Source organism: Leptospira fletcheri, assembly GCF_004769195.1.
Classification (GTDB): Bacteria; Spirochaetota; Leptospiria; order Leptospirales; family Leptospiraceae; genus Leptospira_B; species Leptospira_B fletcheri.
Genome location: NZ_RQET01000004.1, coordinates 462,684 through 487,175 on the forward strand (window position 1 = coordinate 462,684; position 24,492 = coordinate 487,175).

At 45.6% G+C, this 24,492-nt stretch carries 24 protein-coding genes and 1 tRNA gene; 13 read left to right on the top strand and 12 right to left on the bottom strand.

What is annotated here, in order from left to right; genetic code table 11:
• Nucleotides 1-49 precede the first annotated feature (49 nt).
• Entirely contained in the window at nucleotides 50-907 is an 858-nt protein-coding gene (locus EHO60_RS05555; protein ID WP_135767962.1) for a substrate-binding periplasmic protein, read from the top strand.
• A 42-nt stretch (nucleotides 908-949) separates the two neighbouring features.
• Entirely contained in the window at nucleotides 950-2,485 is a 1,536-nt protein-coding gene (locus tag EHO60_RS05560) for a hypothetical protein (RefSeq protein ID WP_210409339.1), read from the top strand.
• A 9-nt stretch (nucleotides 2,486-2,494) separates the two neighbouring features.
• Here the strand turns inward: EHO60_RS05560 and recR are convergent, their stop codons facing one another.
• Genes recR through EHO60_RS05580 form a run of 4 tightly spaced genes read right to left on the bottom strand, consistent with a single transcriptional unit; the run spans nucleotide 2,495 to nucleotide 5,431 of the window.
• Nucleotides 2,495-3,100 (bottom strand): recombination mediator RecR, encoded by a 606-nt coding sequence (recR, locus tag EHO60_RS05565; protein ID WP_210409318.1) that lies wholly within the window; start codon nucleotides 3,098-3,100, stop codon nucleotides 2,495-2,497.
• Nucleotides 3,081-3,428: a YbaB/EbfC family nucleoid-associated protein gene (locus tag EHO60_RS05570; protein WP_135767165.1), complete on the bottom strand. Its 348-nt coding sequence runs from the start codon at nucleotides 3,426-3,428 to the stop codon at nucleotides 3,081-3,083. The genes recR and EHO60_RS05570 overlap by 20 nt, the downstream gene beginning before the upstream one ends.
• An 11-nt stretch (nucleotides 3,429-3,439) precedes the next feature.
• Entirely contained in the window at nucleotides 3,440-4,912 is a 1,473-nt protein-coding gene (gene dnaX / locus EHO60_RS05575; RefSeq protein ID WP_135767166.1) for a DNA polymerase III subunit gamma/tau, read from the bottom strand.
• Nucleotides 4,913-4,972: 60 nt separating this feature from the next.
• Nucleotides 4,973-5,431 (bottom strand): nucleoside deaminase, encoded by a 459-nt coding sequence (locus EHO60_RS05580; RefSeq protein ID WP_135767167.1) that lies wholly within the window; start codon nucleotides 5,429-5,431, stop codon nucleotides 4,973-4,975.
• 73 nt (nucleotides 5,432-5,504) lie between these two features.
• Here EHO60_RS05580 and EHO60_RS05585 point away from each other — a divergent pair, with 73 nt between their 5' ends.
• Complete coding sequence (locus EHO60_RS05585) at nucleotides 5,505-7,112, top strand: VWA domain-containing protein (RefSeq protein ID WP_135767168.1); 1,608 nt, start codon at nucleotides 5,505-5,507, stop codon at nucleotides 7,110-7,112.
• A 7-nt stretch (nucleotides 7,113-7,119) separates the two neighbouring features.
• Here the strand turns inward: EHO60_RS05585 and EHO60_RS05590 are convergent, their stop codons facing one another.
• Nucleotides 7,120-7,332 (bottom strand): transcriptional coactivator p15/PC4 family protein, encoded by a 213-nt coding sequence (locus EHO60_RS05590; protein ID WP_135767169.1) that lies wholly within the window; start codon nucleotides 7,330-7,332, stop codon nucleotides 7,120-7,122.
• Nucleotides 7,333-7,446: 114 nt separating this feature from the next.
• A complete protein-coding gene (locus EHO60_RS05595) occupies nucleotides 7,447-8,379 on the bottom strand; it encodes a ferredoxin reductase domain-containing protein (RefSeq protein ID WP_135767170.1) in 933 nt (310 codons plus the stop codon).
• Between the two features lie 271 nt (nucleotides 8,380-8,650).
• On the opposite strand from EHO60_RS05595, the gene lpxD reads away from it, so the two are divergent.
• Together lpxD and EHO60_RS05605 are read left to right on the top strand one after the other, a co-directional pair.
• On the top strand, nucleotides 8,651-9,703 hold the full coding sequence (gene lpxD / locus EHO60_RS05600) for a UDP-3-O-(3-hydroxymyristoyl)glucosamine N-acyltransferase (RefSeq protein ID WP_135767171.1): 1,053 nt from the start codon (nucleotides 8,651-8,653) through the stop codon (nucleotides 9,701-9,703).
• Nucleotides 9,704-9,822: 119 nt separating this feature from the next.
• Complete coding sequence (locus EHO60_RS05605) at nucleotides 9,823-10,011, top strand: hypothetical protein (protein WP_135767172.1); 189 nt, start codon at nucleotides 9,823-9,825, stop codon at nucleotides 10,009-10,011.
• Nucleotides 10,012-10,015: 4 nt separating this feature from the next.
• On the opposite strand, the gene EHO60_RS05610 is transcribed toward EHO60_RS05605, so the two are convergent.
• The 3 genes from EHO60_RS05610 to EHO60_RS05620 form a co-directional block, all read right to left on the bottom strand.
• Entirely contained in the window at nucleotides 10,016-11,209 is a 1,194-nt protein-coding gene (locus EHO60_RS05610; RefSeq protein ID WP_135767173.1) for a multidrug effflux MFS transporter, read from the bottom strand.
• Between the two features lie 32 nt (nucleotides 11,210-11,241).
• Nucleotides 11,242-12,855: a long-chain fatty acid--CoA ligase gene (locus EHO60_RS05615; RefSeq protein ID WP_135767174.1), complete on the bottom strand. Its 1,614-nt coding sequence runs from the start codon at nucleotides 12,853-12,855 to the stop codon at nucleotides 11,242-11,244.
• Nucleotides 12,856-13,158: 303 nt separating this feature from the next.
• Nucleotides 13,159-13,240 (bottom strand) — tRNA-Leu (locus EHO60_RS05620).
• Between the two features lie 115 nt (nucleotides 13,241-13,355).
• On the opposite strand from EHO60_RS05620, the gene hisB reads away from it, so the two are divergent.
• The 6 genes from hisB to EHO60_RS05650 all read left to right on the top strand — a co-directional run bounded on the left by hisB (nucleotide 13,356) and on the right by EHO60_RS05650 (nucleotide 19,000).
• The gene (hisB, locus tag EHO60_RS05625; RefSeq protein WP_135767175.1) at nucleotides 13,356-13,937 is read left to right on the top strand and encodes an imidazoleglycerol-phosphate dehydratase HisB; all 582 of its coding nucleotides are present in this window, start codon (nucleotides 13,356-13,358) and stop codon (nucleotides 13,935-13,937) included.
• On the top strand, nucleotides 13,934-14,566 hold the full coding sequence (hisH, locus tag EHO60_RS05630) for an imidazole glycerol phosphate synthase subunit HisH (protein ID WP_135767176.1): 633 nt from the start codon (nucleotides 13,934-13,936) through the stop codon (nucleotides 14,564-14,566). The genes hisB and hisH overlap by 4 nt, the downstream gene beginning before the upstream one ends.
• Nucleotides 14,563-15,297 carry a 1-(5-phosphoribosyl)-5-[(5-phosphoribosylamino)methylideneamino]imidazole-4-carboxamide isomerase gene (hisA, locus tag EHO60_RS05635; RefSeq protein ID WP_135767177.1) on the top strand — a complete coding sequence of 245 codons (735 nt, stop codon included), beginning with the start codon at nucleotides 14,563-14,565 and terminating at the stop codon, nucleotides 15,295-15,297. The genes hisH and hisA overlap by 4 nt, the downstream gene beginning before the upstream one ends.
• Nucleotides 15,298-15,389: 92 nt before the next feature.
• Complete coding sequence (locus tag EHO60_RS05640; RefSeq protein WP_135767178.1) at nucleotides 15,390-16,598, top strand: vitamin K epoxide reductase/DsbA family protein; 1,209 nt, start codon at nucleotides 15,390-15,392, stop codon at nucleotides 16,596-16,598.
• Between the two features lie 10 nt (nucleotides 16,599-16,608).
• Nucleotides 16,609-17,151 carry a hypothetical protein gene (locus tag EHO60_RS05645; RefSeq protein ID WP_135767179.1) on the top strand — a complete coding sequence of 181 codons (543 nt, stop codon included), beginning with the start codon at nucleotides 16,609-16,611 and terminating at the stop codon, nucleotides 17,149-17,151.
• Nucleotides 17,152-17,188: 37 nt separating this feature from the next.
• A complete protein-coding gene (locus tag EHO60_RS05650; protein ID WP_135767180.1) occupies nucleotides 17,189-19,000 on the top strand; it encodes a DUF885 domain-containing protein in 1,812 nt (603 codons plus the stop codon).
• Nucleotides 19,001-19,011: 11 nt separating this feature from the next.
• On the opposite strand, the gene thiD is transcribed toward EHO60_RS05650, so the two are convergent.
• From thiD to EHO60_RS05665, 3 genes are read right to left on the bottom strand one after another with little or no spacing between them, the layout of a single operon-like run.
• Nucleotides 19,012-19,827, bottom strand: a complete 816-nt coding sequence (gene thiD / locus EHO60_RS05655) for a bifunctional hydroxymethylpyrimidine kinase/phosphomethylpyrimidine kinase (RefSeq protein WP_135767181.1) — start codon at nucleotides 19,825-19,827, stop codon at nucleotides 19,012-19,014.
• A 16-nt stretch (nucleotides 19,828-19,843) separates the two neighbouring features.
• Nucleotides 19,844-20,203, bottom strand: coding sequence for an MGMT family protein (locus EHO60_RS05660; protein ID WP_135767182.1), 360 nt, complete (start codon nucleotides 20,201-20,203; stop codon nucleotides 19,844-19,846).
• 25 nt (nucleotides 20,204-20,228) lie between these two features.
• Nucleotides 20,229-22,022, bottom strand: a complete 1,794-nt coding sequence (locus EHO60_RS05665) for a sensor histidine kinase (protein ID WP_135767183.1) — start codon at nucleotides 22,020-22,022, stop codon at nucleotides 20,229-20,231.
• A gap of 27 nt (nucleotides 22,023-22,049) precedes the next feature.
• On the opposite strand from EHO60_RS05665, the gene rsgA reads away from it, so the two are divergent.
• On the top strand, nucleotides 22,050-23,018 hold the full coding sequence (rsgA, locus tag EHO60_RS05670) for a ribosome small subunit-dependent GTPase A (protein WP_135767184.1): 969 nt from the start codon (nucleotides 22,050-22,052) through the stop codon (nucleotides 23,016-23,018).
• Nucleotides 23,002-24,321, top strand: coding sequence for a hypothetical protein (locus tag EHO60_RS05675; RefSeq protein ID WP_135767185.1), 1,320 nt, complete (start codon nucleotides 23,002-23,004; stop codon nucleotides 24,319-24,321). Before rsgA ends, EHO60_RS05675 begins: the two co-directional genes overlap by 17 nt.
• Nucleotides 24,322-24,492 lie beyond the last annotated feature (171 nt).

Here is a 24,492-nt window from a genome sequence, read left to right on the forward strand (position 1 = left end):
AAAACAAAAACTCCTTTTAAAGCCTATGGTTGCCGATAACTTAGGTAACATGAAGAGACCGGGCAAAGCCATACGGGTTCTCCTCTTTACCCTTTTTATAACTCTTTCTACGACTCTTGCTGCTCAGTCGAAATTTTATGGCAGTCGTTTGGACCAAATCTTGGCAAAGAAAGAGATTACGGTCGGAGTCAATCGAGTATATGAGCCCTTTTATATCCAAGACCCCGTGGACGGCTATCCCGGTTTCGACGTTGAATTGGCGAAACTATACGCCGATTATCTCGGCGTTGCGCTTAAGATAAAGCCGCTTAAAACGTTCAGACAATTTTCGGACGAAATCGCCGCCGGTACGATCGATATCGCTTTGGCTGGTATGTCCACTGATTTGACGAGAGGTAAGACTGTTACCTTTTCGGATCCCTATCTGCTTGCGACTCCGGCAGGATTGGTCTTCAAGAAAGCTCTGCCTCCTGAACCGGAGGGAAATATCGTTACTACACGATCGTTCAAATCCTTGGACGATCTTTTGGTCGTAAACGGTATTTCCTTCGCTGTCCGTTCGAACACGACCAATCACAATTATCTCCTGAAAAAATTCGGAAAAAATAAAATATATAGTTATCTTTCCGATTCCGTTGCAATGGACGCGCTTCTGAAAAACGACGTAACCTGTTATGTGGCGGACAGCCTCTTTATACTTGCGATGCTCCAAAAACAACCCAGCTTGCGGGCTAGGTACACTCCGCTTATTAACCCGGTAATGGAGGATTATATCAGTGCCGCCATGCCGCTTAACGATTTGATTTTCGTGGATAATTTCAATTTCTTCGTTAAGGAATTAAAAAGAACGGGCGTCATCGAAGGCATTCGTACAAAATATTTTCTTGGTAAAGATTGGGTAAAGTAGTTGTTGAAGACGAAATTCCGACAACTTGGAGGATTTTCCTTACTGCTTTTCGTCTGCCTATGTTGGCAGTCTCTGTCCGCGCAGGAAATAGAGGAGAAAACCAAGATCGACATCCAAGGAAACTACAGGGTCCGAGGTTTCAATCTTGGAAGGGACATTTATACTTCTAGACAAACTCCAGGTACTCCTTTTGACAAACAGACTTGGCAAAACCAATACCAACAAAATCTGAATAACAAAGTCCAAAACGATATCAATGCGCTGATGCAGGGGCTGCCCTCCACCGTTACCCCGACACGGGAAAACGTCACTTACTACGATAACCGTATGACTCTTAATATGAACTTTGCATCCTCAAAATATTTCGAGGCGTTGGCCGGTGTTCAGATCGGAGACATCATTTTCGGAGGAAGAGGAGTCGGACAAAGTTCTACAGTCGGTCCTGGACAAGGAGGAGAAGCGACCTTCAGTTCGTCCGTTAACATACAGACAAACTTTCTATATTTGAATTTTAAACTTCCGGAAAAAAGTTTTACTACAAGGGTCGGTCTGCAGCTTTTCACTTCGGCGCAGGGAAGGGTCGTATTTATCCCGGGAACCGGCGTCAATATGACTAAAGATATCCGCGATTGGAATATGACTCTGGAAGGCGGATGGTTCGTAGCGAAACAGAACAACCTTACCGATTTGGATAATAACGGTTTTGCCGACAGAAATTATCGGGGAAACAATATCTATTTCTACAAGGTCAAAACGAGTTTCATAAACAACGCCAAGCACGAACTTTACAGTTTTTACATGGACGATACTCTTAAGGACGTTCAAGATACCACGGGAGTATACGGACTAGTCAACCGACAAAGTCAGACGGGACAGCTTTTCTGGCACGGTCTTTTCAACGAATTCAACTTTTCGGATTTTACTCTCGTAGTTCACGGGATTTACAACCATGGAGTTTTAAATGCGCTAAACCCTTATCGCGATTCCAACGGTAATGAAATCTTCAGAAAATACGATAGGTATAATATCAAAGGCGGTTTTTTTGATACTCAAATTACCTACAGATTCAACGAATCTCTAACCTTAAACCTGATCGCTTTGGGATCCACCGGTCGCCCGGGATATGAAAAAGACGGCACTCGATCGAGTCTTCACGGATCCGGGTACCAAAACCTTTTTCCGGGATACTCGGTTTCCAACATCGCTATCGACTTTACGGGAGGTTATGCCCTTTTTTCCGGAGGTAGGGACGTTAGCGGCTTATATGAATATGGAATATATTCCGATGTCGTAGTTGCGGGTCCTCTTGTTTTCACTTTGGGATATTATCGTTTGTACGGAAGTAAGTCCCCTCTTTTAGACAATAACAGATTTTATAATTCGGACAATTTTTATCAGACCTCCGCCTACTTCGGGCAGGAATATAACTTAAATATCCGATGGAACGCGTTTAGAGATATGCAGATTTTATTAAGATCCGGTTACTTCATTCCGGGTGACGGGCTTAAGGCCTATTTGGATACGACGAACGGATCCTTTTTGCGGGAATTGTTCGTGACCGCCGAGCATAGATTCTGACCCGAAACGTTAAAGTTTCAATCTAGACCGAATCGCCCTTCCTAAAGTGTATTGGTCCGCAAGTTCGATCGAACCCCCTACCGTGATTCCGTAAGCGATACGGGTTACGGTAATGTTCAAAGAATGCAGCTGCTGATTTAGATAGTCGGCCGTGGCGTCCCCTTCTAAAGTCGGATTCGTAGCGACTAAAACTTCCTGTACTTCCTCGGGCTGGATACGCGCGATCAACTCTTTGATGCGGAGATCCTGCGGTCCGATTCCTTCCAAAGGAGAAATGACTCCGTTCAAAACGTGGTATCTGCCTTTAAACTCGCCGGTATTTTCGATAAAGAAAACGTCTTCCGGTTGTTCGACCACGCAGATCGTATGCCCGTCCCGTTTGGAAGAGAGACAAAGATCGCAAACTTCCTCTTCGGAGTACGCCCCGCATCTGGAACAAAAGCGGATTCTATCCTTCGTGTCTGATAGACTTCGAATGAATTCGTGGAATATTCTAGAATCTTGGCGCAGCAAATGGAAGCTGATCCTGTATGCGCTTTTTTTTCCGATGCCGGGCAAGGAGGATAAGGCGCTTACCATTCCTTCGATCAGGTGCTCAGCCAAAGTTACCGCCAAGCAATTTGGAAATTTGGGAGAAATCGATACCGCCGGTCGCAGTCTTTAATTCGTATTCCGCAGCGTCTTTCGCCTTTTTTAAAGCGTCGTTTGTCGCGGCAAGGACTAGGTCCTCTAACATTTTATTGTCTTCCGAATCGAGCAAAGTCCGATTGATAAGAACGTTCGTAATGATTCCTTCTCCGGTGCTCGTAACTTGAACGATACCTGCTCCGGCGTCGCCCGTAACTCGAATTGCGGAAATCCTTTTTTTGATTTCCTCCATCTTACCGCGCATTTCCCCCATCTTAGAGAAAATATCGGACGCGTTCTTTAAGTTCTCGAACATTCTTATGATCCTTATTTTTCCAGCTTAGGAACTTTCGACGGGTCGACATCCGTCCCCAAGAATTCGTTTTTGAAGGAAGTCTCCCACTCCATATCTTCCGAAATTCCCCCTTTCGCTAGTTCTTCCAACGAAGAAAGAGCGGAAACAGTCCCTTCCGTTTTACCGGGGTTTTCTTTCCTAGTGTTAGACTGGGGAAGGCCTGCGTCTTTATTCTTCGTTTCCTGGCTGGGAGAGAAAAAAGAAGGGTCCGGTTTATCCTGATGTTTTCGGGTCAGCGTATTCTCGTTTGATTTCGGCAATCCTCCGTCCTGATTTTGGACCATAAGAATAACGTGATTGATACGATCGACTAGGCCCGACAAGGACGGTTTTCCCAAATCTTCCACCAGCTTCTTGATTTGGATTTCCGTAAATATTTTGATCTCAAAGGAATTTCGGAGACGTATCGTCTTAATTTTTTCGTACAGATCGAAGAGACGGAAAGAGAGATGATTTAGAACGATAGGATCGGAACTTTCAAATTCCTTTCTCATCCGTATTAGATCTTCGCGGGGGTAATTCACCGATTCAGAATCCGCCACGGATTCTTTCAAAAGGCAAAGGGTATGGGTGAATTCGATAGAGTCCCAAAGAAATTTATATACGTCTTGACCCTCTTGGTATAGGTTTTCGACGATTTCCAACGCCTTGGAATGATTTTCAGGTTGAATTAAACTTTTGATAAAGTCGGCCAAAAAATCGATTCCGTGGTATCCGATCATTTTTCGGATTTCGACTCCCAAGAGTTTGTTGTCGGTAAAGACTAACGCCTGTTCCATAAAGGAAAGCATGTCTCGTACGGAACCGTCCCCTTTTTTGGCGGTCCAAAACAATCCCTCGCTATCGTATTGGGTCTTTTCCTCTTTGCACAAATTCTCCGCGTAGTCCTGAAGCACGGTCAAAGGTACTTTTTTGAAGATAAAATCCTGACATCTGGAAAGAATCGTTTCCGGTATCTTATGATATTCCGTCGTCGCGAGAACGAAAACCACGTGAGAAGGGGGTTCCTCCAACGTTTTTAACAACGCGTTGAAGGATTGATCGGTCAACATATGAACTTCGTCGATAATGTAGACCTTGTATTTTCCACCCATAGGAGTGAATTTTACGTTGTCCCTGAGTTCGCGGATATTTTCGATCCCGCGGTTACTCGCCGCGTCTATCTCCAACACGTCGCTGGAAATTCCCTTTGCGATTTCCGCACAGGAATTGCATTGGTTGCACGGCTCGTTATCGATCGGATTCTGGCAATTCAAACGTTTTGCGAAAATGCGGGCGATCGTGGTTTTGCCTACCCCTCTCGGGCCGAAAAAAATATATGCGTGGCCGATTTTGCCCGATTTAACCGCGTTCTGGAGCGCGCCTATGGCAAGGTTTTGGTGAATTACGTCCTGGAATCTTTGGGGACGATATTTTCGGGAAAGTACTTCGTGGTTTCCGGCCATGATTGATCTATTTTACCAAATACTTCGGACAGATAAAGAAGGAAAAGTCGAAAAGCCGGACTAGTTCCGTTTGTTCCGAAAGAATTCCCGAAACGAATCAAGGCTTTCCTGAGTCCGAAGTAGAAGAAGTTCCGGGAAAAAATTTCGACTGTAAATCGTCTCAAAACTCAAGGAAGAAATCCCTTCCCCTTGCTTTGCCGGGAGAAGGTATGCCACTTTCGGGATCCGCGACAAGAGGATCGTGCCGGTACACATCAAGCAGGGCTCCAGCGTAGTCAGTAAAAGACAACCTGATAGATAACGGTCTCCTAGTATCTCTTTCGCCTTAGCGATAGCGATAATTTCGCTATGTCTGGAAGCGTCTTCGGATCCTTCCACGGAATTGGAGGCCTCACAAACGAAATTCGACTCCCTATAAATTCGCGTGAAACTGGGAATTTCTTCCGTGTTTTTTCCCCGTAAAATTCGAAATCGGTCCAAAAATTCGGGCAGATAAGGCAAAATTTCGTTTTGATCCATTTGCTCCGTATGTTTCCCGATGTATTGAAAATTCTACTTGATAAGCGGGAAGGCAAATGGTTTTTTCAAGCGCATGATTCTTTCGGCCAAACTTCTTAGACCGGCCGGTTCATCTTCGAAGACGAATTCCTTACTCGTACGATTGAATTCGCCTCCCGGAGGTACGAACCAGCAAAGACGCCCGTTGGTTTTGGGCTTAGCGCTAGACAGAAGTTGGTCGATGAAAGGGGAAAAATTGGAAGCGGTGATTCAGGCTTCTTCCTCTCTCGTCAACTGGCTTACGCGCCGGGATTATCTGACTGCCGTGGCTTACGCGGAAGATATTCAGGTGATTCAACCCATCGTTCCACTAGCGGAAAAAAATTCCGTGATTCATAGACTCGGTACCATACAAGTCGGAACCTCTACGAACTTAAGCGGGGGCTGGCTGCACGTACTACGCTCTCTTGAATTATTTCCAGAAACGGATGTCTATAAAAGGGCAATTCTTTTAACGGACGGCAATCCGACTCTCGGAATTAAGGATCCGGTCCAACTCATCGAAATCGCTTCGAACGCCTACAAAAAAGGGATTACTACGACGGTCATCGGTTTTGGAAACGACTTTAACGAAATCCTTTTGAAGGAAATCGCCGAGTCGGGCGGGGGTAATTTTTATTTTATCGAAAGTCCGGAAGAGACCGGGGATATTTTTTTCCGCGAATTCGGGGATATAGGAACGCTCTACGCTCAGTCGATAGAAGTGAAGATTCATTTCCCGAAAGGGATGGAATATTTGGATTCGGTTTCGGAAATCGCTTCTTATACGGAACCGGATCCGGAGGAATCCGGCAGAGTCAAAACCTTGGTTTTGGAAGTCGGGGATATGAGAGCCGATGATGTAAAGAGTCTCGTCGTTCACGTCAAGCCTAACGGCAAAGACACACCCGAGTCTATGTCCATCGAAGCGAGTTACTACGATCTTTCCGACGGGATGAAGTTGGAACAGAAAAATAAGGATCTGAGTCTTGACTGGACGTCCGAGGAAGCAAAAGAAGACGCGGATGTCGTCGTCGAAACCCTGATCGCAAGAGCCGGTCGAGGGCTTAAAAAAGCGGGAGTTCTCTTAAAGGAAGGATATTCCGAAGAAGCGATCACCCTCTTGAGCGATATGCTGAAGGACATCAGCGAGAAGGAAGAGTTAGCCCCCGACGTCCTGCAGAGCTTGGGGTTTCGGATCAGCGCACTGAAAGTGAGAATTCTGGAAAATTCTCCGACGGCTTCCAAGCACCTTGTGGCTTCCGCATCCGAGCTTAAATCGGGAGGCGTAATGGATTTTCCCGTCGACGACGGAATCGAATACCACGACGAGATTTTTTCTTATCGCACCTCCGAGGACATAGACCTTTATAAATGTCCCGATATCAAGAATACGATACAGGAAAAGATGAAAGAAGGATACAGGTACGTCGTTTTTAATCTAGGTCGTTCCTCTTATATCGATTCTTCAGCGATAGGAATGTTGATCCAGGTCGCGGGCTGGTTGCGTAAAAGAGGGGGAGAGCTGGTCGTCAGCAATCTGCGCGATTCCGTGAAAAAAGTATTCTCGATTACGAGGCTAGAATCGCATATCCGGGCTGTGGAGGCCGAGGAGGATGCGGTTCATTTGCTGCAGAATTGGATTTTAGAAAAAAGAGTTTAAGAAAAACTTAATCCAGTTGGCTTTCTGCGGCGAGAATGGCGTCCTTTACTTCGGGATACAGACCTACCGGAATCGCAATTCCTTTTTGAGTGGGTTTGTACTCCCCTTCGCTGTCGGTGTACCAGACTCGAAGGTTCAAATATTTATTCCCTTTAAATTCGGAAACTTCCACCCGGATGATTTCTCCTTTTCCTTTGTCGATGTCCCTTACAAAGCTCATTTCCAAATCTCCTAAATCGCTTGAGGTTACAGGGTATCGTACGAATTTCCAGCCGTTTTTCCGAAGAAAAAAGGAGTCCTTACGGACTCCTAATTGCACGCTACCGGTTCGGTATCAGTACGTTTCTACGAACAATTGGTGGGAATGTTCCAAATGATGCTTGTAATCCTCATAGCTGGACGCGTCTCCCGCTATCTTTTGGATTTCTTCGATGACCCCTTTTTCCATTCCCTTCGGGCCACCGCAGATATAGAATCTACCGCCTCCGGTAAGTATGCGTTTCACTTCCGATTCCATTTGGCGAACTCTGTGAGATATATACATTCTCCCGCCGTCGAACGGATTCTTTTCTTCCCTGGAAATCGCTGTGACTAACTTGAAGTTTTTGTATTTCGTCTCCAGGTTTTTTAGATAGTCCATCATGACTAGCTCGTCGGAATAAGGAGCTCCGTAAACCAACGTGATATTTCCCGTAAATTTGATAAGGTTATGCTCCAGCAGTTCCTCAGACATTCCGATGAAAGGCGCAAGCCCGGTTCCGGTGGCCAAAAACATGATGTCCCCGGAAAAATCGGAGTTCGGAAGCAGGAATTTTTTTCCGGAAGGACCGGTCATGATCACTTCGTCGCCGACTTTTAAATCGCAAACGTAATTGGAACAAACTCCTTTGAATTGGATGTTTCCGTCCGAATCATAAACGTTGTCCCTCTTAATGATGAATTCTATATTATCTTCCTTCATTCCGAACGAATAACTAGGAGAAGCGATGGAATACAAACGAACGGTGTAAGCGGCGTCCGCCAATCCTTTCGCTTTTTTCTCGGGGTCTTCACCGGGAGGAATGATACCTGCGGATTGTCCGATTACGTAGGGATAGACGCTATGATCCACCGCCAGAGTGATGCGATGGATTTCGGAGCCCCCTTCCTTTTTCGGGCGGTTCCCTTTTCCCGGTTCCGGAGTGAGGCAAACATTGCTCACAACTTTCGCTTTGTATGGATTGGATTTCTTAAAGATGTTGATTTGCGGCTCTCTAACGGGCTTCATACGCTTGGAAGATTCCTAATTTCGATATAAGACTGAATACAGATTTTTTCCGAAGCTCAATTCGTCAAACGGGATATTTAACATCTTCCGCCGACTCGAAATGATTTCACCGATTATGTCGGTTTGCAAACAAAACCTCCCGGGAAAAAACGAACACAGACCCTTTCCTGTGAAACGGAGCGCCTCGGCAAGATCCGCGTTTTCGGATAGTAAGTAATCATAGACCCCCATAGGCTGACACTTTAGATCAAAACCAATAAAGAGGAATTTCATGGCTAGATATACTTTGGAAGAACTGTCAGCAAAGATATCCGGATCGAAAATCGCGAACTGCAAGGAACCTTCTAAGATCGTCATTGAAACCGTTTCACCCGTCAGCCCGGGAGCTCCTTCTAGCATTAGTTTTTTAGCAAATAAGAAAATTCTATCCGACGCGAAAAAGACGTCCTCTGCCGCGGTACTTACGACGGAGGAATTTGCCAAAGAATTGGAAGTTCCCTGCTTGATCGTCGCAAAACCGGATTTGGTTTTAGCCCAAGTTCTGGATCTTGTTTATCCTCCTCATTCCTATCCAAGCGTCGTGGAATCGACGGCTTTCGTACATCCTAGCGCCAAGCTGGGGAAAAACTGCTATGTCGGGCACCACGTTTCCGTAGGAGAAATGACCGAAATCGGAGACAACACGATCCTAGAGAACGGAGCGAGAATCGGACGGGGAGTGAAGATCGGAGAAGGTTCTCACATCGGACCGAACAGTGTTATTCATCACGGCGTGATAATCGGTAAAAGATTTATTTCTCACGGAAATAGTACGATCGGCGGGGACGGGTTCAGGTTCGTTTTTGCGGAAGGAAAACACAATAAGATTCCTCAAGTAGGTACGGTCCGTATCGGAAACGATGTGGAAATCGGTTCGAATTCGGCGATCGATCGAGGAGGTCTGGAAGATACCGTGATCGGAGACGGTTGCAAGTTCGATAATTTGGTGCATATCGGGCACAATTGCGTTTTAGGAAAAAATGTCGTTATTGCCGGATGGACAGGGTTAGCAGGTTCCACCGTTGTGGAAGATAACGTAACGATCGGAGGCGGTTGCGGTGTGGCCGATCATATACGTATCCCGAGTGGCACCATCATCGGCGGCGGAACCTCTGTCAGAAATACTCCTCCAAAAGCCGATATCTATGTAGGCTGGGATTACGGACTCACATTTCCGGAGTTTCAAAAACTTCGTGTGAATATCAGGAACGTGGTGAACTTCCAAAAATGGGCACGTCGTATCAAAGCGATGGAGCAAAAATTGGGGTTGAGTTCGGAAGAATAAATTCGAATTTTTCGCTCAAAACGTCGATTCTCAGGGGTTTGAGCAAATTCTTTAGGATTGCTTGACAACGAAAAACAGGGATTTCAACCTTCGCTTTATCCATTTTTGCGGAGGCAACCGTGAATACCAGACCGACCGACGAGATCCAGCCGGAAAAACCGGAACTCATCCCGTCAGGGCCTGACTTTCCTCATACAAAGAAAATAGGAAAGTTGTTGGATAGATATGCCGCTCAGTTATTGGAACAAAGGTTCGAAAAAGTGATCTCTATCCAGGAGCGGCGTAGCCTTTCTTCGGATCGGATTTGAATCCTCAATTGGCTTGGGGATTGTGAACCTTCGGTCTTAGAATCGTCAAAGATAGTAAGGACAAAATTCCGGAACCCGCCATCACGAGAGTCATCGGTAAGGATGTTCCATCATGAAGAAGGCTGACCCCTCCCGTTGCGAACACCGCAAATACCATTTGCAACGCTCCCATTAATGCGGACGCGGATCCCGCATTTCTGCTGAAAGGCGCCATAGCCAGAGCCGAAGAGTTGGGCACGATGAAGCCGAATCCGCTTACCAAGAGAAAGATCAAAACGATCATCGGAATCATTCCCCATTGGAACATCGAAGCAAATACCAACAATATTCCGACGGGAACGTAAAAAATGGAGACAGCGTTAATAATAGACTCCGCCTCGAATTTTTTGAGGAGTAAGCGGTTCAATTGGCTGGAAAGGATCAAACCGGCCGCGTTAGATCCGAAAAACCATCCGTACTCCGACTCGCTCAGTCCGAAAATTCCCATGAATACGAATGGCGATCCTCCGATATACGCGAACATGACCGCCGCAGAAAAGCCAGAGGCGATCACATATGCGTTAAAACGAGGAACCATTAAAACTTCATAATATTCTTTCATCACTTGAGAGAACTTAAGGGAAATAGACGAGTCTTTTAATCCGGTTTCCGGAAGATAAAGCCAAGTACCCACCGCTATGACTACGCTGATTACTGTCAATACAGCAAAAATCATTCTCCAATCCGTGTAACTCAGTAAAAGTCCGCCGACCGTCGGGGCGACGATAGGCGCGACGCCCATGACCAAAATGATCTGCGAGAAAACTTTCGCTCCTTCGTGAGGAGAAAACACGTCTCTCACTACCGCTCTGGAAACTACCATGCCGGCGCAAGCGCCGAAGGATTGTAAAAATCGGAAAAAAACCAGACTCCAGACCGAAACGGAAAGAGCGCATCCGATCGAGCTGATGATATATGCAAAAATCCCGATCAACAAAGGAGTCCGCCTTCCGAATTTATCGATCAAGGGACCGTAGATCAATTGTCCGAAAGAAAAGCCGAAAAAGAAACTGGTCAGTGTAAGCTGAACATTCGAAATTGGGGTACCGAAATCCTTTGAAATAGACTGCAGTCCGGGAAGATACATGTCTATGGAAAATGGTCCGATCGCCGTTAAGGCGCCTAAGAGAAGAATCAGTAAACGGTTGGATTGAGACACGTATCTAGGTTGTGATACGTGCCTTTTCCAGTCTATTCTTCTAAAAGCTTTCTTAGATTTTTCTTATCGAATTTCCCTACACTCGTTTTCGGAATCGCCGTAACGGTGCGGATATCCTCCAGTTTCGGAAGTTGCCAGTGAGCAAAATTGCTCTTCAAATGATCATGCACTCTCTTAGCGTCCACTTTCTTACCTTCCACCGGAACTACGAAAATCACCGGCGCTTCTTCCCGGACGGAATCTTTTCTTCCTACTACTGCTGCTTCTAAAATATCAGGATCCGCCATGACTAGATTTTCCATGTCTACGCTGGAAATCCATTCGCCTCTGGTCTTGATCAGATCCTTTTTTCGATCCGTAATTTGCATGTAACCGTATTCATCCAGAACGACTACGTCTCCGGTTCTAAACCAACCATCGGGCGTAAAGGACTCTTTAGATACGCCTTCACGATAAGAACCCGTTATCCAAGGTCCTCGAACCAGAAGTTCTCCCGGGGTTTTTCCGTCTTTCGGAACGTCCGCGCCGTCATCATCCACGGCACGAATCTCGACTCCCGTAACGGGCACTCCCTGTTTTGCCCGATAAGCGAATCGTTTTTCGTCGCTCCAATCCTTCATAAAACTTCTGAGATGGGAAACGGTTCCGATCGGCGAGGTTTCCGTCATTCCCCAAGCGTGTAAAATTTCGATACCGAAATCCTTTTCGAATCCTTCGATCAGACCCCTGGGAGCGGCAGAACCTCCGACAACCATGGTATGCAATTTTAACTTATAGGAATTCTTCTTAAGATGCTGGTAAAGTACATTCCATACGGTGGGAACCCCCGCAGTGATCGTGACTTCTTCCGCTTCCAGTAACTCCGCCAACCCCGCGCCCAAAAGATGCTTTCCCGGAAATACGAGTTTGCAGCCGGACATCACGGAAGCGAAAGGAATTCCCCAGGAATTTACGTGAAACATAGGTACGACGGGAAGAACGACCTCCTTCTCCCTTAATCCTAATCCGTCACCCATACAGACCGCCATGCAATGCAGATATGTGGAACGATGGGAATAAATGACGCCTTTCGGATTGCCGGTAGTTCCCGATGTGTAACAGATCCCTGCAGCTTCCAGTTCGTCTATGACTTCGAAGCGTTCCGAGTCGTCCCCTTTGGAAAGAAATTCCTCGTACGGAATCGTGTTCGGCAGAGCTGCCGCTTCGCAATTTTCCTTATCGTCTATGATGACGAATTTTGCGACTCCTTTGATTTCGGGGAGTATTTTCTCCAGTGCAGGAGTGAGGGATTTGTCTACAAAGATGAATTTATCTTTCGCTTCGTTAATGATGTACGTTAACTGTTCGGGAAAAAGTCTCACATTGATCGTATGCAATACGGCTTTGATGCTCGGTATCGCGAAATACAATTCCAAATGCGCAGAGTGGTTCAAACAAAACGTCGCAACCGCGTCGCCCGGCCGAACACCGGAACTGCGCAATGCATTCATTAAACGAATCGTTCTTTTGTAAAATTCTCCGTATGTATAGCGTTGAACGGAATTGTCGTGCCATTTTGTGACGATTTCCTTATGAGGATGGACCTCTTTAGCACGCCGTAATATCGAAGGTAGGACTAATGGATAATCCATCATCGTTGATCGCATATATCATCTCCGCTTTTCTTCTTAACGCTCAAAAAGCGGAAATATTTTTCGCCTTAAAAAGGGAAAGAGTCAAGGAGAATTCGCGAAAACGGTTCACGTAACGCAGGACGCCATGAATGGATGTTTTGTGAAGAAAGAAGATCACCCGTTTCACCGTCGTTCCGACAAACTCGGTGTCACTGTGGATCCCGCAGGTTGGGTTGTGCTTTGTCTATGATCACGTAAATGAACGATCCTTAAGGAGATCTTTTTCGCTTTCGGACCGGGACTGTTCCAGCTCAAAGATTTTGTTCGATGGAATTTTGCCGAAGAAGGGACTCGAACCCCCACGGTGTTACCCGCTGGTACCTGAAACCAGTGCGTCTACCAATTCCGCCACTTCGGCTTTTAGAGGAATGAAATTCCCTGATGAGGATAATTTTCGAAATCGCGTCTTTCCGTCAGCTTATTTTTGGAATTCATTGACACGATAATCGAGAGGAAAGTAGGGTTAGGAAGGTATGAAAGAAGAGAGGAAAACAACCGAAACGGAGATAAAGCTTAGTCTGAACCCGAGAGGGAGCGGAAAATACAAGTTCGATACGCAGATTCCTTTTTTCGACCATATGCTTTCTCACGTTTCTAAACACAGCTTGATGGATTTAGATCTTTGGCTGCGAGGAGACATAGAAATCGATTGCCATCATAGTGTGGAAGACACAGCCATCCTAATGGGATCTACTCTGCACAAATTATTGGGAGATAAAAGCGGCATTCGTAGGTACGGCCATTTTACTCTTCCGATGGATGAGGTGCTTACCACCGTTGCAGTGGATCTAGGAGGAAGGTTTTTCTTCAAATATTCCGGACCCGAACTAACCGGAAAATTCGGGATTTATGATGCCGAGCTTTCTTTGGAATTTTTGCAGAAATTCGCGTTGAATGCCAAAATGAATCTGCACGTAAAGGTGCATTATGGCGAGAATCGTCATCATATTCATGAATCCATATTCAAAGGTTTCGGAAAAGCTCTTAGGATGGCAATGGAAATCGACCCCCAATCGGCAGGTTCCATTCCGTCTACTAAGGGAGTGTTGGAGTGATTGCAGTCCTAGATTATGGAATGGGAAATATCCATTCCTGCCTGAAAGCGGTTTCTCTTTACACGAAAGATTATAGTTATACAAAAGATCCGGAAGTAATCCGGAACTGTTCCGCGCTCATTCTTCCCGGGGATGGACATTTCGATAAAGCAATGTCCAACCTTCGGGACTTCGGCCTCAAAAATATCGTAGATCAACATGTCGAGTCGGGAAAACCCTTATTCGGGATTTGTATCGGCTTTCAAATTTTGTTCGAAGATTCCGATGAAATCTTCTCTTCGAACAAATCTGCGACTGTGAAAGGCTTGGGATATTTAAAAGGAAAGATCCGTAAATTTCGGGGAAAAAATTTTAAGGTCCCTCATATCGGTTGGAATAAACTTTTCAAAAGAAGGCAAAAGGATAGCATACTTCTTCGGGATATTCCCGACGAATCCTTCTTTTACTTCATACATTCCTATCGATCGGTGGAAGTGGAAGGTAAGGCTATTACGGGTCTTTGCCAATATTACGGGGAAAAATTTCCCGCAGTGGTGGAAAAGGGCAATATATTCGGGACACAATTCCATCCGGAAAAATCACATTCCTTCGGCTTAAAAATTCTGGAGAATTTTATAAAATCATTATGATCTTAATACCTGCCATCGACTTACTGGATAATTGCGCCGTTCGACTTTTTAAAGGGAAGTATGAGGATAAAACCGTTTATTCCACGGAACCTTGGAAGCTGGCGGAAGGATTCGAAAAGAACGGAGCATCCATCATTCATTTGGTGGATTTGAACGGGGCGCGTGGTAGTGCGGGAATCAATGAGGAATCCATTTCTAAGATCCGCAAATCCACGAAGCTCAAGATCCAATTAGGAGGCGGGATCCGGGATAAGGAAAAACTGGCATATTACGATTCCATCGGAATAGACAGATTCATTTTGGGAACTGCCGCAGTTAAGGATCCGGATTTATTGGATTTCGCTTTGGAAAAATACGGAAAAGAGCGGGTTGTGGTAGCGGTGGATGCTCGCGACGGAATCGTAAAGATAACCGGCTGGGAAGAGGATTCCGGTATTCGTTATATGGATCTTTTGGAACGGATCGAACGGACCGGAATACGTTCTATCATATTTACGGACATCGCCCAAGATGGAACCTTGGCCGGACCGAATCTAGATGCGTATCGTGAAATCTTGAATAAGTTCCGATTCCAAGTCATCGCATCGGGAGGTATTTCCTCCCTGAAGGATATCATGGCTCTTTCCGCCTTAGGAACTCCCACACCGGTATTCGGAGTGATTACCGGAAAGGCCTTGTACGAGGGTCGTATCGATCTAGCGGAAGCGATTTCCTCGCTCGGAGAAGATTAACTCGGAATCCCCCGGCTTCCTTTCCAGATATTTTTCTTTCCTTCCGCATTTATCGTCGGTACTAAGGTAAATTCTAAACGGGAGAAAATCGGATGAAAAAACTCCAATCCAATTATGTTCTAGCCGGAATCGCCGGAATCGGTCTTATACTTTCCTTTTTCCTGATCCAGAAGTTCTTCGGCGGAGACGGAGCGGCCCAGGCCCTTTGTAACGCTCTCAGCGAAACGGGTTCCTGTGACAAGGTTTCGGAAAGCAGTTTTTCCGCGATTCGTAATATTCCTTTCTTCGGAGATGTTCCGATCGCATTGTTCGGTTTTACGTTCTACGGTTTTCTCGGGTTTTTATTCGTTTGGTCGGAAAGGGATAAAAATTCCGAAACGGATTATCTTCGACTCGCATTCTACATGATCGTATTAGGAACGATCATCGATCTTGCCTTACTCCTGGTTTCTCTATTTGTTATTAAGGCGATCTGCGGACTTTGCGCGGCCACTTACGTAATTACCTTAGCCCTTTTGGTTCTTACGTATTCGAGGTTCCAGGGAATCAAAGAAAAATCCCCGGCAAAGATTCTGCCCACAGTATCCAAGGATTTTCTGAATTTCGCGATCGCGATCTTGGCTTTCCTTTTGGTCGGCCAGGTTTTCGGCAAAATCACCTCTTCTTCTTTGACTGCGGGAGAACACTCCGGGGCTTCTCAAGTCTCTCGCGCTCTTGCGGATTACGACGCGGCTCCGATCACTCCGATCGACATCGTCGGATCTTCCGTCGAGGGAGATCCGAAGGCCCCTATTACGATCGTGAAATTCGCGGACTTTAACTGCGGACATTGCATGCATACTTCCCATATTCTTAGGGGAATCCTGAGGGATTATGAAGGAATCGTAAAGGTCGTCTATAAGAACTTTCCTTTGGACGGAAATTGCAATCGTCTTGTCCAAAGATCCTCTCCCGAAGCAAGTTCTTGCGTCGCCGCTTCCGCCGCTATTTGTGCGGATAAGCAGAATAAATTTTCCGTCGTCTACTCCGGTCTTTATAAGGATACAGAGCTAGGAGTTATGCATACTCCAGCCACCGTTTTAAAATTGGCGGAATCTAGCGGACTCAACATGAATTCCTTTCGATCTTGCCTATCTTCTCCGGCCGTTCGCCAGCAGATTTCCAAGGAAGTGGACGAAGCGGAAAAGTTGAATATACGCAGCACTCCGAGTCTCTATATTAACGACAAAGCGATACGCAGTGGTACGCCCGACGAACAATTCCTAAGGGAATTGATCAATAAGCTGATGAAGAAAGTTTAAGGCGACTATTGTGACATCCGGAATCGAGGAAGGAAAGAAACAAATCTCTTGCCGCAACTGCGGTTCCCTGATTCCGGCGGAGTCTGAACGCTGCGTTTTTTGTGGGGCATACCAGATTGCGGGAAGAGTGCCCGTGCTGAAATATTTTTCGGAAAGTAAATTCTTCCGAAGATTTTTACTTTATCCTTTCTCCGCTTTGCTCTCGCCCGGACTCCCTTTGGTTCTGTATTTTTCGGGAGTTCGTTTTGCGGATAAGACTTGGCTGATCGCTTTTTCGTTTTTCGGGATTTTGTTCTGTATTTTCGGTTATATATCGGAATGGATTTTTCTACATAAGGCGAGAGGAGAGGCAAAAGATTTTCGACAGGGTTTTTTTGAATGGCAAAAGAAACTCTTCGATCGTTCGCCTGCCCTCTCCTACGCGGGAATGTTCCTTTTCGTGTGCGTTCCTTTGGTGGATTGGCCGAACCCGATTCCGTTTTCGCTGTCCTCATCCGCGATCTGGACTGCGATTCTGATCTTTCTGATCAAGATTCTTTTTCCCCTATTCTAAGAATAAAATTCCATTCGTTCCCTAAGAGAGTCAGAATATGAAAAAAATCTTATTGTCCCTGTTCCTTATCGGGATCGTCGCTTTACTTGCTGCGGCAGGCTTGGTATTGCATACTGCCTATTTCAGACCTCTGACCCTTTCCCTATTTTATGAAAAGATATTTTGGGAAAACGTTCTCGATGATCCGGAAACCCTTTCCTCACTGAGGATTTTGGACGCCTGGGGAATCCATTCCCATAATTCGAAATGGACCGACTCTTCTCCGGAACGCGAAGTAGAGGTTGCCGACAGAAAAAAGAGGCAGTTAGCGGCCCTTCGTAGTTACGATGTCGCAGGATTGTCGGAAGAGGAAAGAGTATATTATCGATCTCTGGAATGGAGTCTCGATTTGGCGACGAGAGGAGAAGCATTCGTATATTATGATTACCCGGTAAATCAATTGTTCGGAGTGCAGAATCAGATTCCGACTTTTTTGGCTTCCGTGCATTCGATAGACGATTTTCGAGATGCGGAAGCTTACATCGAAAGATTGAAAGGGATACCGGAGAAATTAAATCAGTGCATGCGCGGCTTAAAGCTAAGACAAGCCAAAGGTATTATTCCGCCTATTTTCATACTGGAACGAGTATTGCATGAAATCAGGAATTTTAAGAAATCGGATCCGAAGGAAAATATATTATATTCGAATTTTTTAAATAAAATGAACAAGATCTCATCCGAAGAGAATCCGGATAAAAAGAAATATCTAGCGGAAGCCGAAAACGAGATTCGAAAAAACATTTATCCGGCATACGAACGATTAGAGGAATTTCTAAAGATCCAAACCAAGTCTTCGGATAAAAAGGCAGGAGTCTGGAAGCTACCGGATGGAGACGAATATTATGCCCATGTTTTGAAATACCATACGACTACGTCCTTCGCGCCCGAAGAAATACACTCGTTGGGACTTTCCGAAGTCCAACGGATTCAGACGGAAATGAAAGAGATATTAACCTCTCTCGGTTTTAAAAGAGCGGACATCCCTACCGCGCTGAAGGAGTTGCGGTCCAAACCCGAATTTCTTTTTCCGGATTCGGAGGAGGGAAGAGAGATGGTTTTAGCCTCTTATTCCGAAATACTGGCCGATTCGATCCGAAGATCCAAGGAAATTTTTCCGAGATGGCCTAAGGCAAAGGTAGAAGTCCGTAGAATTCCTCCCTTTAAGGAAGCCGGTGCTCCCGGCGCATATTACGAGGAGCCCAGTTTGGACGGAAAACGTCCTGGAGTCTTTTACGCGAATTTACGCGACCTGAAGGAAATTCCCAAATTTGGCCTGCGGACTCTAACCTATCACGAAGCGGTTCCCGGACATCATTTACAGATCGCCTGGGCCCAAGAATTGACCGATGCCCCTCGAATTTTACGGACGACGCATTTTACAGCCTTTGTGGAAGGTTGGGCTTTGTATGCGGAACGATTAGCCAAAGATTACGAATTTTTTAAGGAAGATCCCTATTCCGATTTGGGAAGATTGCAGGCCGAATTGTTCCGAGCGGTCAGACTCGTTGTCGATACGGGGATCCATCGTAAAAGATGGACTCGGGAGCAAGCTATCGAGTATATGAACAAGAATACCGGATTACCTCCGAAAGACGTCACAGCGGAAATCGAACGTTATATTGTATATCCAGGACAAGCCTGCGCCTATAAGATCGGAATGATCTCCTTTTTGAAATTGCGGGAGGACTGGAAAAATAAAACCGGTGAACGCTTCGATATAAAAGCCTTTCACGAATTTGCGTTGGGAAAAGGTTCCTTACCTATGGAAATATTGGAGGAGGAATCCAAACGATTCCTATCTTCGAAATAGCAGGAATCGATTTAACGATATTCTTTCGGAAGGTGGTTTAAGGTTTTGGATCTTCCGATCGAATACGCCTGAACGATCGTAGAGTGCAGAAAATCTTTTCCTTTGGAAACGGAAACTTCGAGAGAATCTCCCTGGGCCAAATAGGAAGCGATGGCGGAAGAATACGTACATCCCGTTCCGTGCGGATAAAAATCCCTGATAAACGGTTTCGAGTAGATCGTTGCCGATCGACCGGAAATCGCCAAAGCGTCGACAGCCTTGTCCGCATCCTTTAGATGACCGCCTTTTAAGAGCACATTCGTCTTTAACTTTTCGGATAAAGTTTCCGCCGCCGCGCCCATTTCCGTGGTACGACGGATTTTCCCTATTCCTAAGATTTTTCCTTCGTCCAGATTCGGAGTAATCAGGTCGGCCAACGGAAGCAATTCGTCCAAAATGGAATCGACGGCGTCTTCGCGTAACAAACTTGCTCCGCTGGAAGCAACCATTACGGGATCCAGTACGTATCGGAATATCCGGCCTTCCCTTCGGAATTCGCGAAGGAGAAGCGCCACTCGAGAAACGATCTCTTTTGAAAGGAGCATTCCAGTCTTTACCGCTGCTACGGAAAAATACGAAAAAACAGCCCGGATCTGCTTTTCCAGAAAGTCCGGATCGATTTCCAAAATTCCGGAAACTCCTTCCGGATTTTGAGCGGTAATACATGTGATCGCGGAAGTTCCAAAACTTCCCGTGCTCTGGAAGGATTTGAGATCCGCTTGGATTCCAGCTCCTCCTCCGGAATCCGAGCCGGCGATCGTTAATGCTACAGGATGATTCTTTACCAAGGGTTCCTCCTGTTCTTCAAGGCCATCCGAACTTTTTCCAATCGACGGTTTCGTTATCGTCGAATCTGATTCCTTCCGACTCTAAGATCTTTCTCTGCAGGATCGCTCGGTGGGAATCCCCTCTAAAGGAAATTCTGCCTTTACTGTTGATCACTCTCTGCCAAGGGATTTTTCCCTCGCGGTTTTTCGGAATCGCGTTTAAAGCATAGCCCACGGCTCTTGCCGCTCTTGGGTGGCCGAGAATTACTGCAATTCTACCGTAGCTCGTCACTTTTCCTCTGGGAATTTTTTTTGTGATCGAATAGACTTCTTCGTAGAAACTAGGTTTTTTCTCTTCTTTCTTCGATTTCTTTTTTAAAGCGGGACGGGATTTCATCTCTTACGAACTTTTTCTCGATTTTCTAAGTAGAGACGGCGGGGGGACGAAGAGGAAGTTCCACAGTAAAAACGGTCTTTCCCGGATGGGATTGGAACGTTATCTGACCTTTATGTTTTTCTACGATTCCTTTCACGATACCCAAACCTAATCCCGAACCTTCTCCCTGATCCTTCGTCGTAAAGAACGGATCCCAAATCCGATCTTTGATTCCGGGATCGATCCCCGGGCCGTCGTCCTGGATTTCTACGAATACTTTTTCGGCTTTCGGATAGACGGAGATTTCGATCACCCCTTGGCCTCGGATCGCTTGGTTCGCGTTTTGAATCAGATTGGTCCAGATCTGATTGAGCTCGTCCGGATTACAAACGACCATCGGTATCGAGGCGAAATTTTTCCGGACTTCCACTCCGTATTTCAGTTGGTTGTGCATAATGACTAGAGTATTTTCGATTCCTTCCACGATATCTGCACTGATGAAGGATTTGCTTTGGTCCAAATGTGAATAATATTTTAACGCCTTTACTATCCTTACGATGTTCCGAATCGAATATCGAATGTTCTTAATGTTCCGATTCGTATTCGAAGCGTGTTTCAGCATATAATATCCTTTTTTTTCGCCGTGAACAATCACTTCGAAAATATGCTTACGCACTTCCAAAACGTCGTTTTCGATCACGAAAGAGGAAACATCGCTCGCGAGTCCGGATTCTATGCCGAGAGCGGTCATTTCTTCCCGGATATCCTTTTTTACCCTGAATTTATCCTTGGATTCCATCGGCGCGGATTTTTTACGATCTCGGAGCAAGTACAGCAGCGCGATTTCGAAAGATTTCCGGAGTTTCTTATTCCTTGCAAAGCGAACCACGTCGAAAACGTTTTTAACGATATAATTCATGTTCGATTCCAGGTTGTCGGCGGACCCGTTAATGACTCCCGCGGGAGTATTGATTTCATGAGCGATTCCGGCGACCATGGTTCCTAAAGACGCCATTTTTTCGGACATGATCAATTGGGACTGGGCGTTTTCCAATTCCCTCGTGCGGTTCCGAACTTTTTCCTCAAGAGTCTCGGTAAGTTCTATCAATCTTTCGTAAAAAATGGAATTGGAAAGAGACATTACGGAAACGGAACGAACTTCATTCAATTTGTCCAATTCGTCCTTGCTATATTCTCTTCTCACATCGCGGGTTCCCAATACCATCATACCGAGCAGACTCCGATTTAATATCAGCGGAACCAAAAGTTCCGCGCCGGTTCTTCGGGCAAAGGAGATCGCGTGTTCTTTAATCTGGGATAGATTCGGATTCGTTTCGAATTCCGAAGTATGAAAGATTCGATCGTGTTCGGTGATCCAGAGTAAAAACGGATCGAAGATATAAAAATGTTCCGCTGCCCCGTCTTTAGGAAACGGGGAAAACGTGCCCAAATCTTCTCTCCATAAATAGATCTTTGTGGATGCTTGTGGAACGATATTCGGAACGAATTTGAGTATCTTTTCGCAAACCGAATCCGTAATATTCGTGGCGATCAAATCGCTCTTAAATTTATCCAAAACGGAAAGGTATTTCAGATATTGTCTATCTCGAACGGTCAATCTGTCGATCGTTTGAGAAAAGCTCGTGTCACCCGTTAAAAGAGAAAAAACGATATAAAACAGAGTAGCCGCGGCCGCGGATATGAGTAGACTTCCGATCAGGAGTTCCTTCTCTTTGGCGGTGGCGGATCCGATATTTAACGTCAGAATAACGACGGTTTGTAAAAAGGTTATGGCAAGAACCAAACCGAGTAGAGGTCCGAATTTGCGTATGATTTTCATCGGCGGCCCGAAAAACTAGGCATTACAATGACGACTTCGACCGGTAGAGTAAAGGAGTTTTTTACCATTGCTAGAGTCTTTGGCGCTTTCTATGATCTGTATTCTCCGGAAAGAGGAAGGCGGCGCGCCGTTTTACGCGGGAAACTCCGGACGCTAGTTTCCAAAGAACGTCATCCTTTTGTGGTGGGTGATTCCGTGCTCGCCGAAGAATCCGGCGGAGAATGGGTGATTTCGGAGAAACTTCCGAGAAAGAATGAGCTCCTGCGAAAAAGCAAGGAAGGGGACGCTCAAGTTCTTTGCGCGAATGTGGACCAGATCGCAGTGCTCGTTTCTTTACGGAATCCGGAGACAAAAGACGGTTTTTTGGACCGATGTCTAGCCTCCGCATATTCTGCAGGAATTCCTGCTTTGATTCTCTTTACAAAAAAGGATTTGGTCGACGAAACCGTCTTGGCAAATCGAATCGAATCGTATTCAAATTTGGGCTATGATGTGTTGGCGGTTTCCTGCAAGACGGGAGAAGGGATTTCCGATTTGGTTTCGAAAATCTCCGGCAAAACCACCTTTTTGGCGGGTAACTCAGGAGTCGGAAAATCCAGCCTGGTAAACGTCTTATCGGAAAAGGAATTGCAAAGGACTTCGGAGATCAGCTTTTCCACACGCAAAGGAAAACATACGACTACGAATTCTAATTTTCTAATTTTGGAAAAAGATATAATTTTGATAGACTCTCCCGGAATAAAGGAATGGGGAATACTTCACCTTACGAGAGGGGAGATTTTACTGAGTTTTCCGGAATTAAATCGATTCAAGGAAGAATGCACGGAACCGGATTGTTGCCAGGCGGACTTATCCTGCCGGTTGCTTCAAGTTTTGGAATCTCGGGAAGGGATCCGCGAAGAGAGGAGAAAAAGTCTCGAATCTATGCTTGCCAGTCTGGATAACCCTTTTAGAATCACACGCAGGGATCATCTTAAGAATGAAAGTCTCTCCTAAAGCGATAGAATTCGAATCAATCGAAGACTTACTTTTCTTCGTAAGGGATTACGGAACTGGGAATATGCTCCGTTTTCTTAACCCCATTTCGGACAACAGCGGAAATGTCCTCGTAAAGGAGGAGGTTCAGGTCAAAGAATCCGCCTTAACCCGCCTCAAGGAAATCAAAGGTCAGTATACTCCGGAGTTCAAAGTAAAACTTACCAAGGAGCTCACGGGCCAAATCCAGGACAAGATCAGCGAAAAGATCGTTTTCCAGTTGAAACAGACGGACAAAAAATTTCTCAAATTCGTATATGAGGAAAACACGTTTAATTATAAGGGAATCATTCGGAATTCCCTTTCCAATAAGAAACATTTACTCGCTCTATTCAAGGTCTATCAGGTCAACGGACCGTTCTTTAAGCATATCTGTGAACTAGGTCTACTGTCTCTAGGTGTGGTGCTGATTCCGGACGCGTTAAAATATAAAATGCTCCGACGTTATTCCTTTTTAGGTGGAATCTTCATGGATATCGTCAGGGTGAATTCCGAGCACTGGAACAGACCTTTTCCTGAAGATTCGGAGAAAACCAGGATCGCAAAACTATGTGCGAATTTTATGCAAAAACTGGATCTTCCGGAATTCGTGTGCTCCGCCGCTTCCAACCACGTTCCGCTCGGCCTCCAGGACAATAGCGACCCCAGTACTTATTCGGCCAAAAAACTGGACAAAGAGCAACCTGACGAAACCTTCTTTTCGGATCTGCTCCTGGACGACGGGGAAAGTGATTCCTCTTCGGACGAAGAAGAAGAGGAAGGAGCCGACAAATCCGAAGACGTATTACGTGAATTACTGACCGATTCTATGAAGATCGCACGTTATATTCACACAGTGAGCTCGTTTAGTGCGGATAAGGATTACGTTATGGAGGAGCTGGTATATTACCTGGCTTACAATACCACGAGAGGTTACTTTAACGAGGTGCTCGCGAATCCTCTGGTGAATTTATTCAAGCGATTCGAAGATAACGTCAAACGGATGAGAAAATTGGCGGAAATCGAAATGCAATGCCTTCACCCTCCGGCGGCTTGGGCTTATCCAAAACCCAAGGCAAGCCAAGTACTTTGTAAAAACAAGGTTTGGGATTGCCCGAATATCGTTCGGGGATGGGATATACACGTAATTTCCGCTCAAGAAGCGTTTGGATGGGTCGGTTCCAGCTTACCTGCAGATCATTATCCGAAATGTAAATTAGAAGAAGATTTGGAAGATACTCAGGAATCCGAGGATTCGAACAAAAAAGAAAAGCCAGGACCTTGAGCTTTTTGAGTCTTTTTGTCATGATTTTCCCTGGTTCTTCCAGTGGAACCCCACTAGAACTTGTTTTTATATATAGGAAATTTTTTTCCATGATTGCTTCGAAACCCTTGTGAAAAGATTGCATTCTTTGAATTTTGGAAAAAAAATCCTTGTTAGATTGTTTTTAATATA

Bases quoted from the DNA above. Each gene is read 5' to 3' on its own strand.
- EHO60_RS05555 (WP_135767962.1), top strand. From the start codon at position 50: ATGAAGAGACCGGGCAAAGCCATACGGGTTCTCCTCTTTACCCTTTTT.
- EHO60_RS05570 (WP_135767165.1), bottom strand. From the start codon at position 3,428: ATGTTCGAGAACTTAAAGAACGCGTCCGATATTTTCTCTAAGATGGGG.
- dnaX (WP_135767166.1), bottom strand. From the start codon at position 4,912: ATGGCCGGAAACCACGAAGTACTTTCCCGAAAATATCGTCCCCAAAGA.
- EHO60_RS05580 (WP_135767167.1), bottom strand. From the start codon at position 5,431: ATGGATCAAAACGAAATTTTGCCTTATCTGCCCGAATTTTTGGACCGA.
- EHO60_RS05585 (WP_135767168.1), top strand. From the start codon at position 5,505: ATGATTCTTTCGGCCAAACTTCTTAGACCGGCCGGTTCATCTTCGAAG.
- EHO60_RS05590 (WP_135767169.1), bottom strand. From the start codon at position 7,332: ATGAGCTTTGTAAGGGACATCGACAAAGGAAAAGGAGAAATCATCCGG.
- EHO60_RS05595 (WP_135767170.1), bottom strand. From the start codon at position 8,379: ATGAAGCCCGTTAGAGAGCCGCAAATCAACATCTTTAAGAAATCCAAT.
- lpxD (WP_135767171.1), top strand. From the start codon at position 8,651: ATGGCTAGATATACTTTGGAAGAACTGTCAGCAAAGATATCCGGATCG.
- EHO60_RS05615 (WP_135767174.1), bottom strand. From the start codon at position 12,855: ATGCGATCAACGATGATGGATTATCCATTAGTCCTACCTTCGATATTA.
- hisB (WP_135767175.1), top strand. From the start codon at position 13,356: ATGAAAGAAGAGAGGAAAACAACCGAAACGGAGATAAAGCTTAGTCTG.
- hisA (WP_135767177.1), top strand. From the start codon at position 14,563: ATGATCTTAATACCTGCCATCGACTTACTGGATAATTGCGCCGTTCGA.
- EHO60_RS05640 (WP_135767178.1), top strand. From the start codon at position 15,390: ATGAAAAAACTCCAATCCAATTATGTTCTAGCCGGAATCGCCGGAATC.
- EHO60_RS05650 (WP_135767180.1), top strand. From the start codon at position 17,189: ATGAAAAAAATCTTATTGTCCCTGTTCCTTATCGGGATCGTCGCTTTA.
- EHO60_RS05660 (WP_135767182.1), bottom strand. From the start codon at position 20,203: ATGAAATCCCGTCCCGCTTTAAAAAAGAAATCGAAGAAAGAAGAGAAA.
- EHO60_RS05665 (WP_135767183.1), bottom strand. From the start codon at position 22,022: ATGAAAATCATACGCAAATTCGGACCTCTACTCGGTTTGGTTCTTGCC.
- rsgA (WP_135767184.1), top strand. From the start codon at position 22,050: ATGACGACTTCGACCGGTAGAGTAAAGGAGTTTTTTACCATTGCTAGA.
- EHO60_RS05675 (WP_135767185.1), top strand. From the start codon at position 23,002: ATGAAAGTCTCTCCTAAAGCGATAGAATTCGAATCAATCGAAGACTTA.